Annotated in this window: 11 protein-coding genes; 4 read left to right on the forward strand and 7 right to left on the reverse strand. The window is 37.0% G+C overall.

Annotated features, from left to right (window positions below; genetic code table 11):
- Positions 1–298 precede the first annotated feature (298 nt).
- Positions 299–9,235, reverse strand: a complete 8,937-nt coding sequence (locus U8526_RS08955) for a beta strand repeat-containing protein (RefSeq protein ID WP_334341624.1) — start codon at positions 9,233–9,235, stop codon at positions 299–301.
- Positions 9,236–9,694: 459 nt separating this feature from the next.
- Positions 9,695–10,354, reverse strand: coding sequence for a GNAT family N-acetyltransferase (locus U8526_RS08960; RefSeq protein WP_334341625.1), 660 nt, complete (start codon positions 10,352–10,354; stop codon positions 9,695–9,697).
- A gap of 124 nt (positions 10,355–10,478) precedes the next feature.
- On the opposite strand from U8526_RS08960, the gene U8526_RS08965 reads away from it, so the two are divergent.
- Positions 10,479–10,880: a cupin domain-containing protein gene (locus tag U8526_RS08965; RefSeq protein ID WP_334341626.1), complete on the forward strand. Its 402-nt coding sequence runs from the start codon at positions 10,479–10,481 to the stop codon at positions 10,878–10,880.
- Positions 10,881–10,963: 83 nt separating this feature from the next.
- Here the strand turns inward: U8526_RS08965 and U8526_RS08970 are convergent, their stop codons facing one another.
- From U8526_RS08970 to U8526_RS08980, 3 genes are read right to left on the reverse strand one after another with little or no spacing between them, the layout of a single operon-like run.
- Positions 10,964–11,830, reverse strand: a complete 867-nt coding sequence (locus U8526_RS08970; protein WP_334341627.1) for an aldo/keto reductase — start codon at positions 11,828–11,830, stop codon at positions 10,964–10,966.
- 44 nt (positions 11,831–11,874) lie between these two features.
- The gene (locus U8526_RS08975; RefSeq protein WP_334341628.1) at positions 11,875–12,624 is read right to left on the reverse strand and encodes an SDR family oxidoreductase; all 750 of its coding nucleotides are present in this window, start codon (positions 12,622–12,624) and stop codon (positions 11,875–11,877) included.
- The gene (locus U8526_RS08980; RefSeq protein WP_334341629.1) at positions 12,624–13,166 is read right to left on the reverse strand and encodes a sugar O-acetyltransferase; all 543 of its coding nucleotides are present in this window, start codon (positions 13,164–13,166) and stop codon (positions 12,624–12,626) included. Before U8526_RS08980 ends, U8526_RS08975 begins: the two co-directional genes overlap by 1 nt.
- A 120-nt stretch (positions 13,167–13,286) precedes the next feature.
- Here U8526_RS08980 and U8526_RS08985 point away from each other — a divergent pair, with 120 nt between their 5' ends.
- A complete protein-coding gene (locus tag U8526_RS08985) occupies positions 13,287–13,937 on the forward strand; it encodes a nitroreductase (protein ID WP_334341630.1) in 651 nt (216 codons plus the stop codon).
- A 282-nt stretch (positions 13,938–14,219) separates the two neighbouring features.
- Here the strand turns inward: U8526_RS08985 and U8526_RS08990 are convergent, their stop codons facing one another.
- Entirely contained in the window at positions 14,220–14,969 is a 750-nt protein-coding gene (locus U8526_RS08990) for an alpha/beta hydrolase (protein WP_334341631.1), read from the reverse strand.
- 141 nt (positions 14,970–15,110) lie between these two features.
- On the opposite strand from U8526_RS08990, the gene U8526_RS08995 reads away from it, so the two are divergent.
- Positions 15,111–16,445 (forward strand): dihydrolipoyl dehydrogenase family protein, encoded by a 1,335-nt coding sequence (locus U8526_RS08995; protein WP_334341632.1) that lies wholly within the window; start codon positions 15,111–15,113, stop codon positions 16,443–16,445.
- Between the two features lie 215 nt (positions 16,446–16,660).
- On the opposite strand, the gene U8526_RS09000 is transcribed toward U8526_RS08995, so the two are convergent.
- Positions 16,661–16,948 (reverse strand): hypothetical protein, encoded by a 288-nt coding sequence (locus U8526_RS09000; RefSeq protein ID WP_334341633.1) that lies wholly within the window; start codon positions 16,946–16,948, stop codon positions 16,661–16,663.
- Positions 16,949–17,095: 147 nt separating this feature from the next.
- Between U8526_RS09000 and U8526_RS09005 the strand changes: the two genes are divergently transcribed.
- The gene (locus U8526_RS09005; protein ID WP_334341634.1) at positions 17,096–17,962 is read left to right on the forward strand and encodes an NmrA family NAD(P)-binding protein; all 867 of its coding nucleotides are present in this window, start codon (positions 17,096–17,098) and stop codon (positions 17,960–17,962) included.
- Positions 17,963–18,265: the final 303 nt, after the last annotated feature.

Genomic DNA, 18,265 nt, shown 5'->3' on the forward strand with positions numbered 1-18,265 from the left:
AACTAACATTCATTTTAAATCTTTAACTGCTAAAGCAACATCCAGTCTTTTTGATTCCTCTCTATACGATTGAGAAAATTTTTGACTTTTCTTACTTCTATTATTTATATAAGATTCTAATTTACTCATAATCAATACGCCCTTTCTTAAGGAAATCTCACACGAATATTTTAAATAACAGACTTATGGTAGCGTATATGCTATCGCAAATCTATTTTCATCAAATAATATTTTAGGGCTATATTTAATTACGAAAAAAGAAGACCCTAGAGTCTTCTTTTGAATAAACGTTTTATTTTTACTTATACCAAGCATTAGTGTCTAGATAAACACCTTTAACTTGTTTTATCCATTCATTTGTTGCTACTCGATAATAAACATTTCCAGCTGGATCAATAGCCTGTCTATCAGTCAACCATGAAGTGTCTTTTTTAAGTGCACGATTCGTTACAACTTCACGATCGATATTGTAAACCGTGTAATAAGAACTAGTTTCATCGACATTGACGATACCTTTAATATCTTTAATAAAAGTTACATCATGTGAATCAATCCATTCGTTCGTTGCAACATGGTATTGTTTAACTCCTGCACGATTTGTACGGTATTGATCAGTTTTCCATGATGATTGTTTAATTAGAGCACGATTCTTTACTGTTTCATTCGTCCAGTTTTTCAAGGAATAATAATCTTGTCCAATAACTGTTCTAACAACACCAGCATCTTTGTAATATGTCCAATCATCTTCATTATCAATTAAGTATACATCACGAGAATCAATCCATTCGTTTGTCGCAACACGATATTGTTTAACTCCCGCACGATTTGTACGATATTGATCAGTTTTCCATGAAGTATTCTTACCTAATTCACGGTTCTTAATCATTTCGTTAGCACGATTATTCAATTGATATGAATTTTGATCAGCCTTAGTTTTGACTACGCCATAACTGTCATAGTAGTAGGTCCAGTCATCTTCATCTCCAGTTGATTTTTCGGCAAAGTATACATCGTTAGAATCAATCCATTCGTTTGTTGCAACACGATATTGTTTGACTCCCGCACGATTTGTACGATATTGGTCAGTTTTCCATGAAGTGTCCTTAGCTAATTCACGATTCTCAATCGCTTCGTTTGCACGGTTATTCAATTGATATGAATCTTGACCAGTCTTGGTTGTGACCACACCATAATTGTCATAATAGTAAGTCCAATCATCTTCATCTCCAGTACCAGCATTGTTATTTCCAGTGTTGTTACCTGTATTACCACCGGTATTTGATCCACCACCAGTGCTTGGTTTAACAGTGATTTCACGAATATAAGTTACTGACTTACCATCTTGAGAAACTATTCCATCACCAAAGTCATAAGCATTATTGTCATTTTCAGCTAATGGGAAGGTAACTCTTTGATAGTAAGAACCTTCCTTCAAATCACCAGTAACATTACCATTATCAGATGTAGCATTCTGAGCATTTTCCTTGGTGCTGAAAATACCGCTAAAGGTTGGATTGCCAGAGTTAATAGTATCTCCCTTATCATCTTTTAAAGTTACACCAGTTGGATCTTTCAAACTGGCTGCATCAGATGAAGTATCGTAATTAACACTTGGGCTGGTAATAGTTGCCGTAGCAGGGTTAGTTGAAGCATCAATCTTTTGAAGAAAACTAACCGTACTATCAGTCTTATTAACTTCTCCCTTAATAGCACTGAAGTCATAGTTAGCAATCGTATTAGCCGAAACTTTGAAGATAACCCTACGGTAATAAGTACCCTTTTTGGAGATTGTGTAGTCATGGGCATCGCTAGAAGTAGCCGGCGTTAAGGTATTATCTTTCATAATATAGTATTCAGGACTAAAGCTAATGCCAGCAACAGCAGTTGGAGCATCAATCAAACTATTTCCGTCAGCATCCGTTAATGAATAGCCGACCTTAGAACTTAAGCTTGAATCATCACCGTTAACATCAACCTTAACATTCTTAGTATCAGTAACAGCTTGACTTACTTTGGCTCCACTTTCTTGTCCGACCGAGATTGGTTGAACATAAGTTATTACTCCATTTTCATTAGAGATAATATTGCCATCCGCAAACGAATATTTATCAGCGTCGGCAACTTTGAATGTAATAACACGGTAGTAAGTTCCCACTGTATCAAAGCTTGTTACTGAATCACTAAGTTTCTTTGTCGTAGCATCGTAATTCTTATATACAGATGTTCCTGCACTTGCTGTAGATGTGATGGTCTTTCCATCAGCAGTGGTCAAAGTGTAGTTCTTATTAGTTGCTGGTAACGTTGATATCAAACTACCAACTGTAGAGGTTACTTTATCAATATTAACCGTTGCCGCAGTTACTTCTGGAGCTGTTACAGTAATCGCTTGAATATAAGTAACTACTCCATCTTTATTAGAAATAACATTTGGATCAGTGAACGTATATTGATCATTATCGTTGATAACTTTGAATGTAATGACACGGTAATATTTTCCAACTGCATCAAAGCCTGTTACAGGATCACTAAGCTTCTTTGTTTCGACATCGTAATTCTTATATACAGTTGTTTCTGCACTTGCTTCAGATTTGATAGTCTTCCCATCAACAGTTTTTAGAATGTACTTATCGTTAGTTACTGGTAATGTTGATATCAAATTACCAACCGTAGAAGTTACTGTGTCTATATTAACTTTTGCTGCTATTGGATCGACTGTTGCTTTATTTACGGTAATTGGTTGAGCATAAGTTATCTTCCCATTTTCATTAGAGATAACATTTCCATCAGCGAACGAATACTTATCCGCGTTGGCAACTTCGAAAGTAATTATACGGTAGTAAGTTCCCTCTGTATCAAAGCTTGTTACTGAATTGCTAAGTTCCTTTGTCTTGGCGTCATAACCCTTATAAACAGCACCAGCAATCGGTGTAGATGTAATAGTCTGATTATCATCTGCTTTGTTCACAGTATAGTTACCATTAACTGCAGGTAATGTTGATACCGAACTACCAACCGTTGAAGTGACTGTGTCTGTATTAACTGTTGCTGCTATTGGATTGACTGTTGCTTCACTTACGATAATTGGTTGAGCATAAGTGATTATTCCATTTTCATTAGAGATAACATTGCTATCCGCAAACGAATACTTATCCGCATCAGCCGCATTGAAAGTAATTACACGGTAGTATTTTCCAGCTATGTCAAAGCTTGTTACAGGGTCACTTAATTGCCCAGCATCATAGCTCCTATAAACAGCACCCGCACTCGCTACAGATGTAATAAGTGTCTTATCATCTGTCTTGTTCACAGTATACTTGTCGTTAACTCCAGGTAATGTTGATACTGAACTACCAACCGTAGAAGTTACTGTGTCTGTATTAACTGTTGCCGCTATTGGATCTGCTTTATTTACAGTTACTTCTTGGGCAAATGTTACTGTTCCATCACCATTATCAATATAATCTGTTCCGCTTGTTCCATTTAGTGCATAATCACTCAACGATTTGCCATTGGCCAATGTAACTGTTACGAGACGATAATATGGTTTATCTGGTGTGGTTACTGTTGTAAATGGATCCTTTGTCCCATTGATATTATTCAAAGTATCAGACGCGCTAGTAAAGTATTGATCTCCATAGCTTGTTTTTGCTGGATCAATGATTGAACCTGTTCCATCACTTAATGTTATATCTGCCGTTCCATTATCTGTTAATTTATTTACAGAATCGCCAACCTTAGCTTTGGCCCCAGTTATATTAGACATTACCGATGGAACTGTCACTGTTGGTGCTGTTACAGTCACTTCTTGGGCAAACGTTACTGTTCCATCACCATTATCAATATAATCTGTTCCACTCGTTCCATTTATCTTATAATCACTCAATGTTTTGCCATTGGCTAATGTTAATGTTACGAGACGATAATATGGTTTACCTGGTGTGGTTACTGTTGTGAATGCACCCGTTATCCCATTGATATTGTTCAAGGCATTAGCTGCACTAGTGTAGTATTGATCTCCATAGCTTGTTTTTGCTGGATCAATGATTGAACTTGTTCCATCACTTAATGTTATATTTGCTGTTCCATCATCTGTTAAATGATTTACAGTTTCGCCAACTTTAGCTTTGGCTCCTGTTATATTAGATGTTACAGATGGAATTGTCACTGTTGGTGCTGTTACTGTCACTTCTTGAGCAAACGTTACTGTTCCATCACCATTATCAATATAATCTGTTCCACTCGTTCCATTTATCTTATAATCACTCAATGTTTTGCCATTGGCTAATGTTAATGTTATGAGACGATAATATGGTTTACCTGGTGTAGTTACTTTTGTGAACGCACCCGTCGTTCCATCGATATTGTTCAAAGCATTAGTTGCACTAGTGAAGTATTGATCTCCATAACTTGTTTTTGTTGAATCAATGATTGAAGAACCTGTTCCATCATCTAACGTTATATTCGCTGCTCCATCATCTGTTAAATGATTTACAGTTTCGCCAACTTTAGCTTTGGCTCCTGTCATATTAGAAGTTACGGTTGGAACTGTCACTATTGGTGCTATCGTAACTTTTTGAAGATAAGTTACGGTATTATCATTCGTATTAATTTGAGTATCAGTAGCACCATTGATTGTATAAGAATTCAAGGCACCTTCCGTCAAATGAAGAATAACCGTACGATAGTAAGTTCCCACTTTGCCATAAACTGTTCCATTTACTGGATCAGTTGTTGCACTTGTCTTTCCACTAAGAATATCAACTAAAGCCGCAGCTTCATCGGTATTATCAGCTGAATAATAATCTCCAAATGTTACTTTATCCACAAGTTTAGTGTCATTAATACCGGTAATCGTATTTGTTTCTTTACCTTGCTCTGAGGCAACATCAGAACCAGAATAAACTGTAACATCGCCATTAAGTTTTGGAGTTGCTTCTGCAGTACCTACAGTAACTGGTTGAGCAAATGTTACTGTGCCATCACCATTATCAATATAATCTGTTCCGCTTGTACCATTTATTGCATAATCACGCAACGGTTTGCCATTAGCTAATGTTAACGTCACGAGACGATAGTATGGTTTATCCGGTGTGGTTACTGCTGTAAATGAATCCGTTGTTCCATTTATATTGTTCAAAGCATTGGTTGCACTAGTAAAGTATTGATTTCCATAATTAGTTTTTGTTGCATCAATGATTGAACCCGTTCCGTCATCTAATGTTATATCTGTTGTCCCATTATTTTCACCTTTTAAATCACCTGCAGTTTCGCCAACCTTAGCAGTGGCTCCAGTTATTTTAGATGTTACTTTTGGGACTGTTACAGTAACCTCTTGAAGATAAGTTACGGTATTATCATTCTTATTAATTTGGGCATCTGTAGCATCCTTGATTGTATAAGAATTCAAGGCATCTTTCTTCAAATGAAGGATAACTGTACGATAGTAAGCTCCAGCTTTGCCATAAACTGTTCCATTTACTGGGTCAGTTGTTGCACTTGTCTTTCCATTTAGAATGTCTGCTAAAGCCGTAGCTTTATCGTCATTATCTGCTGGATAATAATCTCCGAATGTAACTTTATCCACGAGTGAAGTACCGTTAACACCTGTAATCGTATTAGTTTCTTCACCCTGCTCTGAAGAAATATCTTCACCAGAAGTAACTGTGACATCTCCTTTAAGTGTTGGAGTAACTTCAGCAGTACCCACCATAACTGGTTGGGCAAATGTTACTGTGCCATCATCATTATCAATATAATCCGTTCCACTTGTTCCATTTATATTATAATCACGCAATTTACCAGTAATTAATGTAAGTGTTACGCGACGATAATATGGATCAGTGGCAGATGCAGTTGTAAATGGACCCTCTGTACCATCAGTGTTGCTCAAAGCATTAGTTGCACTAGTAAAGTATTGATTTCCATAACTTGTTTTTGTTGAATCAATGATTGAACTTGTTTGAGTCGTTCCATCATCTAATGTTGTCTTTGTAGTTATATCTGTTGTTCCATTATCTGATACATTATCTGCCGTTTCGCCAACGCTAGCATTGGCTGCAGTTATACTAGACGTTACAGTTGGAGCTATTACATTGACCTTTTGAAGATAAGTAACTGTATTCCCTGTTGTATCAACACTGACAAAATTACTATCAGGATCATTATAATCAAAACCACTAGCCCATCCATCATATAGTGAGATAGTTATTTCACGGTAGAAGCTTCCTGATTTGGCAAAGTTACCATTGTTGACCACACCGTCATCCACTTCGCCATTATTGAAAGCATCAACACTGTCGTAAAATTTACCCGAATAAGCAACTGCAGCGCCATCATCAAAACTGTAAGGTTTCGATGTGGCTATAGAAAATATTCCTGTAATATCGATAGACATCCCAGCATCATCCGTGTTTTTTATCTCACTATCAGAAAGAACTGAGCCAATACTAACATCCTTATCAGGGATAGTTACTTCTGCTGTGCTAGAAATAAAATTAACTTTTTGAGCATAGGTAATTGTATCGCCGTTAATAGTATATTTCATGTCATTCGCATCAAATTGGATATTATCCCTTAAACTAGTTCCATCATTTAACGTGATAGTAACTTTACGATAAACTGCTTGTCCATTTAATCCAAATAGTTTTTTACTACCAGCTGGTTCATAAATATGGGAGGATGATCCTATACTAGTCCCATCACTATTCAAAGCTTCTTCAGGGGTGTCATACCAACTTGTTTCATATGTAATACTTTTAATAAGATTATTGTTACCTTCCATTACAGTCGGAGCTATTTTATCAGCCGATACATTACTTTCCTTAAGTGTGGCAGTTGCATCAGCTTTGACTCCCTCCTTCACAGAGATAGATTGCAAGAAGGTTACTGTGTTAGATGTTGAAGCAACTACTCCACTATTTGAAAAATCAATATTGGTAATATCTTTGTTTAAATAGAAGGTAATCTCTCTATAACGCGTAGTATCAGCAGTATTCAAATCTCCAACTGAACTATCGATACTATTTTCAGTGTAATAAGTAGTACCAAATTTGACACCGTTAGTAAATCCGTCATCATTTTTTGTTGTATCGATCAAACTAGTTACATCGCCGGCTGAATTTTTCAAACCTAATGTATCATTTGTTGTCGCTGCTAAATTTTTAACAGATTCGGCATCCTGTCCAGTTATATTTACAGTCACAGTCTCAATACTCTTAGTGACGTTGGCTGAAGGAGCTATATGAACCTTTTGAATATAAGTTACAGTGTTGTTATCTGTATTCAGACTATATGTTTGACCACTGGCCTCAAAATTATTGGTATCAATTGTACCCTTGACTAAGTAGAAGGTAATCGTACGTAGATAATCACCGGCTTTAGCAAAATTATTGTTGGCATCAACAACCCCAGGTTCAGCTTTGGCTTTACCATCTAGAATGTCACTATAAGTGCTGTTTCCATCATCAGCGTAATAATCGGTTCCAAAACTAATTCCTTTATTACTACCTTGAGAAGGATCAATTAATGTCTCATCAGTTCCGTTACCTAATGTATCCCCTGAAACGTCACTGGTAGTACCCGATACTGGATTGCCAACTGTTGAACCTGGACTGGCAATATTAGCTGAGACACCATTTTGAACTGTAACTGGCTGTAAAAATGTAACAGTATTATTGACACTATCGATTTTGCCATCTGTGGATGTAAGACCCTTTGTACTCCCACTAGCTAGGGTAAAAATCACTTTACGATAGTACGTTCCAGTCTTAGCAAATTTTCCATCAACAACTGCATCCTTTGCCACATTTTGTGCTGCATTATCAGAATAATAAGTTGGATCAATCTCAATTCCATTATTAGCAATTTCATTTCCTGATTCATCTTTTAATTCATCACCAGAGGTATCTGACAAAATAGAATTATCCGTTAAAGAAGCCGAAGAACCTATGGCAACTTTAGGGTTAGTTAAATCAGAACCAATAGTACCCTCAACAACAACTGGTCGAACGATAGTCAACATTCCGATATTTTGCTTGGTTGTCGGATTTGTTAACCTGTTGAAAGCATAGTCCTTACCATCTTTGGCCTGAGTATCACTGCCATTGATATATGTTTCATATGGTTGAATTACAGTACCTGTTAAATCATCATCTGCACCACTTAACATATATTCAATGGCTTTATCTTTTCCATTATCCAACTTAAAAGAAACAGTTTGATAATATGGTCCACCCGTAACAGCTTTACCATCTTTATCTACAGTGCCCTCTACTTTGCTCGTAGAATCACTTGGATCAAAGGTATTACTTTGAGCATACCCTAAAGCAGCACTAGCTGAATTAAAGAGATGTTTTCCGTAAATAGCTTTTCTGCCCATATCTTCAGAATCACTAGTTAAATTAGAAAAATTATCAGTTACAGAAAGTGAATCATTTCCACTCTGTAATGGACTATTCTGATCCGAAATAGATGTACCATGCGATACCGACACTTGATTAGTATCTTTAGTTATATCAAATTTACTTGAATATACTTTGAAAGAAAAATCTGTTAAATCGCTCTTTACACCATACAAAGAACCTTGTGGATAAGTTGTCCCATAACCATCTTTAGAATCTTTACTCTGAACTAAGTGAACCCCAACAGTTATAGGCAACTTAATATTTTTATTTTTAATTTCATATGCCAATTGTGCAAGACTATCAGGATCATTAGGGTCATTGGAATCATTAGAATTCGTACCAAGATGAGTAAGTGTTTCTGGGGAGTTTTTACCATCGACAGTAATTGATAAATAGCCCTTAATATCACGATAATAATAGTCTGTTAAATCCCAACTATCAGATGTCCCAAAATATCCAGGTGACGTGCCTAATTCCGTAACTTTATCTCGATCTTTTAATCCACTTATACCTTTATTATTTTGGATATCATAAAGATACTGTGGATTTTGGGGATTAAAGTAAAAGAAACTAGTTCCCTTATCTGTATTTATCATATTTTGTAAAGCCGCTACCAAACTATCTGTACTTGAAATATATCTATCATCGAATTGGTTCCTAAAATTTGTCAGCATATCCTTTGCCGGTGCAGGTGCCTTATCTGGAGGAAGAATTTCTCCAGCTGCCTTAACGACAATTGTAGGCACCACATGATTAATAATAATTGGAGAACCGGCGGCAAGCAGTGCGGCTGCGACGGCGCTACCTATATATTTAATATTCTTTTTTTTCATCACAAAATCCCCTCCGATTTTCGACGAGCAATTAATTAGCTTAATACCCTAAATTTTAGCACTATAAAAATAAAAATAGCCCATATTTCGATAAACTTATATACTTCAAATGATTTAATTTATAAAATAAACGATGTTTTGACTTAATTGGAGTTTGAACACACCATTTTTTTGAAATCATTTTATTTTTTAATGATTTTCCTTCATTATTGATTGGAATATAAGCAAAAGTTATTATTTTTAAATCATCACAATTTAAGAGCCTAATATAGAAAAAGAGGGATTTTGATTACCATCTATTTTTAAGATATGTGAAAAATTAATTGCATCAAAAAAATCATCAATTAGATCAGCGTTAGTGGGTAATGTAAATAAGGACGGTAACTCGATTTTGAGTTACCGTCCTTATTTGGTTTAAGCGGAAGAAATTATGCTTTTATTCCGTGTTAAATAAATGTTTTAATCTTGATACTTTTTGACCATCTTAACTAACTTGTTAAATACTGGTTGAAGTTTCACTCCTGTCAGCTTTTCTTTCTCTGGAAATTGTTTATCAAATATTTCTGCTGCAGACTCATCAGCGACAAATGCTGGACTTTCAAAATACCTTCCAGTAATACCATCTAAGGCACCTGGATAAAGTGGACAAACTTGATGTGCAGCCGCAAAATAATTGTCTGAAGTTCTAATCGTATAGTTTTCAGCAGGCACGAATCCTTGTCGAGAATAATAGTTAGGATCTCCAAATAAGAAAATTGCTCGGTAATCGTAATCCATTTCTCTAATTAGTTTTTTAGCATAATCGATCAGTGCTCCACCGATTCCTTCTTTTTGAAAGCTTGGCAACACTCCAATTGGTCCCAAACATAAGGTAGTGTATTTCTTCCCGTCATCGGAAATGATCATGCTTTTAGTAAAATCAATGTTAGCAATTATTTTCCCATTATAGGTTGCCACAATGTCTAATTCAGGTAAAAAGTCACTGCTATCGCGGATACTGTGTAACAGAAAATGTTCTATACAGCCTGGTGCAAACTGATTCCAAAAGGCTTCACGCAAGACAGTCTCCGTTTCTCTATAATCGGATTTTTCTTCAAGTCTAAATCTAATATCTTTCATTATTTTTCCTTTGTATTATAGTTCGGTTGTGGTTATTTCTAATCAATCATCAAGCGTTCCTCTACTTTAATTATTATTTGAAAAATATCATGTTATTTATTATTCGTCAACTTAGGAGGAAATCATGAATATCACAGAACCTAAAAGTCAATTTGGTCTTGGTCAAAAAATCACCAACAATCCTTATTACAATGGAACTATATGGACCCATGAAATCCCTAACTTTGAGTATCCTATGATTGCCAGTTCCATAACTTTCTCTCCTGGTGTTCGCAACAACTGGCATTCTCAACCATCAGCACGGATCTTGATGGTTACTGACGGAGAAGGCTGGTATCAGGAGCAAGGAAAAGCGGCTAAACATCTAACTGTTGGCGACATTGTTAAGGTTCCCGCTGGAGTCAAATATTGGCACGGTGCTACTAAGGATAGTTATTTCACTCATCTAATTCTTGAAGATTGGTCTAACAGTAAACCGATCTGGAGTGATCCAGTTAGTGATGCTGAATATAATCTTTTATCTTGAAAAATATTTTTAAATCAAAAAACGTTCATATCAACCCGCAACATCGGTCAATATAAACGTTTTTTTGTACTAATTGTTATATTTTAAATTTTTCCACCAAAGACTGGAAATACACTGGCATCGCCATATTCCATTTGGTCAAGTTTGGCCAAAGTCTTCATATCTTCTTCAGAAATTTCAAAGTCGATATCAGCGTTTGACTTCATATGATCTGGGTTGGCTGTCTTAGGTAAAACAACTACGTCCAATTGCCAATCGTAACGAATGCACAATTGTGGCACACTGACGTTATATTTAGCAGCCATCTTCTTGATTAGATCATTATTCATTGCGGCACCATGAGCAATTGGTGAGAATGCCTCAACGACAATCCCGTTATCTTGTGAATACTTGATAATATCAGTTGGTGTATCGCCAATATGAATTTGAACTTGATTGACAGCGGGTTTAGTATCACTATTCTTGATCAAATTATCTAAGTCTTCCTTTTGGAAACTTGATACACCGATAGTCTTTAACTTACCAGCTTTAACAGCGTCTTCCATTGCGCGCCATGTTTCCAAATTACCCTCAAAGTGACGGTCGTTGCCTTGATTAACCTCTTTCCAAGGTTGTGGATTGTGGATAATCATCATATCCAAGTAATCTAAGCCCATCTTATTCAAAGTTTCATCAATGGATTTCTTAGCCTCATCATAATTCTTAATTTCAGCCGCAACCTTTGAATTAACGAAAAGTTGATCACGAGGTATTCCAGCATTGCGAACACCTTCACCGACGCCACGTTCATTGCCGTAAGCTTGAGCTGTATCGATATGTCTATAGCCTATCTTAACTGCATTCTTTACAGCGTCAGCTGTTTGATCATCAGGAATTTCCCAAACACCTAAAGCTAATTTAGGAATCTTAACACCATTATTCATCGTAAATGTTTCATCAAAAACTGTCATTTAAAATCCTCCTTGTTTGTAACCGCTTCTATTATAGATTTAAACTATACTTTTTGTCCTGTTGGACGAATTACCATTTCATTCACTGCCATGTTAGCTGGCGTATTAATCACAAAAGCCACTGCTGAAGCGATTTCTTCTGGTTGAAGAGCCATCATTTCTGAGCCCGGTTGTTTCATGGCATCTTTCAAACCATTACGTACTTCGTCATTGTTGATCGAATTAAAAAGTTCTGTTTTAACGGAACCTGGGGCAATGATCGTGGTTTTAATATTATTCTGATGTTCCTCTTGGCGAAGTCCTTCCATGATTGCACGAACAGCGTACTTAGTACCTGAATAAGCCGCATATCCTGGCAAAACTTCATAGCCCAAAACTGATGATGTCGTAATCACATGACCACTTTTTTGCTTCTTCATAGTTGGTAAAACAGCTGCGATACCATTTAGGACACCTTTAACATTAATGTCCATCATATTTTGCCATTCGTCGCGTGCAATTTGATCCAAATTATTAACTGGCATAATTCCAGCGTTATTGAATAAGACATCGACACGTCCATACTTTTCAACGGTCTTATCAATCACATTTTGAACTTCATCAGCCTTAGTAACATCTGCTTCAACGGCCAGAATATCACCATCTGGATTATCCTTTTTAATTTCTTCCAAGCGATTCATTCTTCGAGCAGCGATAGTTACCTTAGCACCCTCACTGGCTAAAAGTTTTGCGGTAGCGGCACCAATACCACTAGAAGCTCCCATAATTACAACTACTTTATCTGTTAAACTCATTAATTTTCTACCTCAATTTTTCTAATAATCTTAGCTGGTACTCCAGCCACAATCGTATTAGCGGGGACATCTTTGGTTACTACAGCTCCCGCACCAACGACTGAATTCTCTCCGATAACTACTCCCGGTGTAACTGTGACATTAGCACCTAACCAAGCGTTATCGTGAATATGAACTGGTTTCAAATCTAAGTTACGTCTCTGACTGGGGTCAATTTGATGATTAACCGAAACAATCGTCACATTAGGACCAATCAGAACGTTATCGCCTAGATAAATTCCACCTAAATCAGTGAAAGTTACACCAGCATTAATGAAGACATTCTTACCTATATGTAAATTACGTCCATAATCAGTGTAAAAAGGTAAACGAATTTCAGTCGCTGAATCAACTTTCTCATTAGTGATTTGGCTGACTACTTTACGAACTTCATCAGTATCATGTGCACCAGTATTCAGTTCTTGAACTAATCTCTGATTGATATCAATATACTTTTGAATCTCTTTATAAGCTGGTGTTTCTAAATCTAATTTCGATGCCAAACGACTACCTCATTTCCTAACTCATTGATTGATTTCATTATAGAGATTGATTATGATAATGTTAAATACTTATTAACAATGGCTTACTATAACTTTTAGTAATACCAGAAAGGAAACCATATGGAATTTAAAGATACCGTATCAAAACGTCATTCAGTGCGTGATTTCAAAGATCAGCCTGTTTCCAAATCTGATTTAACTGAAATTATCAAATTAGCTCAACGTGCACCTTCATGGGTCAATTCGCAACCTTGGAAAGTTTACGTTGCTTCAGGTCAAACGTTACAAACGATTAAGGATATTTATGTCGAACGAGAAGATGAAAAAGGTGATCCTGACTTTCCTGTCATGCATCGTGAAGACTGGAGCGCTGAAACACAAGCCAATATGAAGCAATGGCGTCATGAGATTGTGCATCACTTTGCAACTTTTAACGAAGCTCACGAAAAAATGAGTTCCGCCAGCACCAACTTATATCACGCACCAACCATAATTTTTCTAACGATTCCTAAGAACTCTTCACTCTGGTCAATTTTTGACATCGGTTCTTTTGCCCAAACTTTAATGCTTGCGGCTAAAGATAAGGGACTTGATACCATTCCCACGTATAACAGTGTTCGTTTCCCTGAAGTTATCCGCCAAGAAATGGATATTCCCGACGATGAATCCTTAGTTATCGGTATTTCTATTGGTTATCCTAAAAACGCTACTATTAATACTTATAAATCCAAACGTGAATCAATTGAAAATATTCTTAATTTTAAGGACTAAAACTGCCGTCCTCCACAACAAGGAAATTTGGCTGGAACGCCATGGGCCGACTAGAAGCTAATAATTTTCCACTTCGTGAAAAATCATGGATCTTCAAGTTCGACCTTTACCTAAGCGATAAATCGCTAAGGTAAATCTCATGGCTGAGCCAATTTCCTTGTTGCTCCGGACTAAATCCAACTCGTTTGCCAATCATTTCAAAATCTAAATACTAAACAAAAACAGACTCTATTAAGAAATTCAAACACATTTATGTGTCTCGAATACTTAATGAGTCTGTTTTTATTTTAGAAGAAAATCAGTCGTAATATTTAAAGCTTCTTGACGTGAGTTGCCTACTGAAAATCCATGATCGGCATCATCTAATAAGTGCAACTGATCATTTTGATAAACATCATCGTAACGAGTTGAAGCAATCTTATCAACAACGGTATCTTTCAAACCATGTACTAAACAAACTGGACCTTGATACTCTTTGGCAACGTCATAAATTGGCAAAGTTTGAGCTGTCCGTAGATAAAAGCCGCCTAACGTTAACCCTTTTTTGATTGGTAATGTATCCGGAATATTTTGCGGATCGTATGTGTATCCTTGAGTGCTGCCTTTCAAAGCATCATCTCGTAGGGTTGCGGCTGGCGCCAACAGTGCCAACTTATCAATTTTTTCATGGTAGTAACCAGCAATCATACTAGCGACCACTCCACCTTGAGAATGACCCACCAAATAGAGCTTCTTAACTCCTTTGATACTGCGGGCGTAATCCAAAATTGCCTTGCCATCGCTAATCTCATTCAAGACAGTCATATCTTGGAAACGACCGTCACTTTGACCATGACCATTGAAATCAAAACGCAAAGTAGCCATCCCTTCGGCTTCAAAACGTTGTGCCAATTGATAAAGCAATTGATCTGGATCTATTCCCCGGTTGGAAGTAAATCCATGCATCAAAACAACCAAATTAAATTCCTCAGTTTGCGGTTTAACCAGTGTCCCCCGCAAAGTTAAACCGTCACGTTTTATTTCAACATCCATTTCTGTTCTCCTTCTTTTTGATTATTTTAATACTGGGAAACTCATCTGACAAAAAAATCTTCGTAACCGCATACCATATTAATTGTCATGACATCAGAAATGCTTTACATTGGAAATATAAAATAATTTTGGAGGGATACTATGTCAAAAAAATACGATTATGATGTGCTCTATATTGGTGCCGGACACGCAACATTCGATGGTGGTGCACCACTTGCCGCAACAGGTGTTTCCGTTGGTGTGATTGAAAGTGGACTCGTTGGTGGAACTTGTCCCAATCGTGGTTGTAATGCCAAGATCACACTAGATGAACCAGTTAAAATGACCCGTGAAGCCCAACGTATGAACGGTATCCTTAAAGGTGAACTAAAAATTGATTGGACTAAAAATGTCGAACATAAACAAGAAATCATCGACGCTTTGCCACAAGGTTTGACTAACCGTTTGGAAAGTTCTGGCGCCACTATCATTCATGGACACGCCGAATTCAAAGACAATCACACCGTAATAGTCGACGGCAAAACTGAAATCACTGCCGAAAAAATCGTGATTGCGACCGGCCTCAAACCTCATCGTTTGGATATTCCCGGAACAGAACTCGCACATGACAGTGAAGACTTCATGAATCTCAAGAATCTACCTAAAAAAATCACTATCGTCGGGTCTGGCTATATCGGGATGGAGTTCGCTACCATCGCCAACGAAGCTGGTGCTGACATCACCATGATGCTTCATTCGGACAAAGTGTTAAGAGACTTCTATCAACCATACGTTGAAAAAGTCGTCGCTGACTTGAAAGAACGTGGCGTAAAATTCATCGAAAATGCCAACGTTCAAGAATTTTCTAAAACTGACAGTGGTTATCAAGTAACATACGGCGACAACCAAACTCTCGATACCGACTGGATTTTAGACGCAACCGGACGTATCCCTAATTTAGGTGGACTTGGTTTGGATAAAGTCGGCGTAGAATTCGACAAGACCGGAATTTTTGTTAACGATCATCTACAAACAAACGTTGACAACATTTACGCAGCTGGGGATGTCCTTTCCAATGACCTACCAAAAGTCACACCAGCAGCCTACTTCGAATCCATGTATCTAATGAAACTATTCTCCGGACAAACAACCGATGCCATCAAGTATCCCGTTATCCCATCAGTAGTCTTCACCTCACCACGAATTGCCCAAGCAGGAATTTCCGTGGATGAAGCTAAAAAACAAGATTACAAGATCAGTACCAACGACCTAGCTGACTATTGGTATTACAAAGTTGATAAAGAACCAATTGCCGAAAGCAAACAGATCCACGATAAAGACGGCCATTTACTTGGTGTAACAGAAGTCAGTGATCAAGCCCAAGATGCTGTGAATGCATTGTTACCAGCAATAGAGTTCCAACTCGACCGTGAACAAATTAACCGATTAATTGGAATTTTCCCAACAATAGGATACGCAGCTTGGCACAGGGCATAGAGAGCGGAACAGGCCTGGGAATTTCCGAGGATCAAGACTACTATCTCAGTCAGCAGCGAAGCGCTGGCAGAGATAGTTGACTTGACCGGAAGAAATTGGCCTGTGAAGCTCGTTTCCACTATATTGCAAAGAACCATGGTTATTAAAATAAGAAAGAAAAAAAGACCAGCAAACCAACCACACAAAAAAACAAATGGAAGGCAAACTGGTCTTTTCTATTCCATCATCTCAGTCATAAGATGTTCTTCCAAATAGTTATAACCACCATAGCCACTATAAACAAAAACATACTTCAAACCTTGATACATGAAACTCATTCGATTCCAGCTTTGATATTTACCCGATTCAATCCCACTGATTTGATCAGCCGGAATTTCAATAACACGTTTACGCAGATTTCCTTTCAAACCCGAAATAGAAAGTACATTCTTAGCAAAAGAAAGATCAACATAACCATACGAAACATTATCCTTACCATCAAAAATCTGTACATATGCAAACATTACTGTCACTTTCCTTTCTTGATCCACGTATAATGTAGACCCTCGAACGCGTTTTATAGCAAGCGTTTTATTATCCATATTGATAATTTTTTAAAAAGGACTATTGTTTGGTCGTACAAAAATAAATTACGTAAACGAGGCAAGATTATGGAGAAAATATTAGTCATTGGTGGAAATGGTAATATCGGTTTTCCACTCATCAAATATCTATGTGCCACTCAAAAAGTTGAAGTCGTCGCTGGCGTACACAATTTAGCCAAAGATCTGCCTAAATTCGACGGCTTACCTAACTTAGAGATAGAACATTTTGATTTTTTAGACTCATCAACCTTTCCAAAAGCATTCGATGGCGTATCCAAAGTATTCTTCGTCCGTCCTCCACAATTAGCTAATCCCAAAGTTGATATGTTGCCATTTTTGAAATATGCGCAGACCCAACAAATCGAACAAGTTGTTTTCGTTTCACTCTTAGGCGTCGAAAAGAACCCGAGAACCCCACATCATCAAATTGAAAACATGATTGAAGAATTGAACCTACCTTACACCTTTATCCGTCCTAGCTTCTTTATGCAAAACTTGAATACAACTCACTGTGAAGATATCGTCAAAAATCACGACCTCTTCATCCCTGCTGGTAGATCACGGACCAGTTTCATCGATACCAGAGATATTGCCGAAGTGGCTGGAATTGTTTTGTTAAATGATAAATATCTTCATCAAAAACTAAACATCACTGGCCCCGCTGCTTTGAATTACTATGAAATCGCTGAAGTTATGACTAAAGTTTTAGGCACTAAAATTACTTACAGCAAACCTAGTCTATTGAAATTTAGGAAAACGATGTTGCAACGTGGTCTACCAAAAAATTTCGTCAATGTTATGGTAATGCTCTATTTAATCACCCAACTCGGAAATGCGAAGACAGTTACTAACGAAACAGCGAAAATCCTAGGTCACGCACCTCGTACAATTACAAATTACGTTAAAGATTATCAAGATTACTTTGTTCAATAAAAATAGGATCGCTCATACTAAAAAAGACGTCCATATTGACCCTACGGTTGATATGAACGTCTTTTACTTTAAAAACAAAATATATCGAATATAATTATTTCTCTCTAACTAAACACTCTAAATACTATTTAGTATGGAATAAAAATTGGGAATGCCTTCAGCTATGAAATCAATGTTAGTGGCTTTGCCACTTACATTGAGACCGACTTTGGAGATCCATAATTTTGCACAAAGTGTAAAATTATTAGCTTCAAATCGCGTCCATAGCGTTCCAATGCATTCCCAATTTTTATGGAAGACGGG

This window comes from Companilactobacillus sp. HBUAS56275 (assembly GCF_036913655.1).
GTDB lineage: Bacteria > Bacillota > Bacilli > Lactobacillales > Lactobacillaceae > Companilactobacillus > Companilactobacillus pullicola.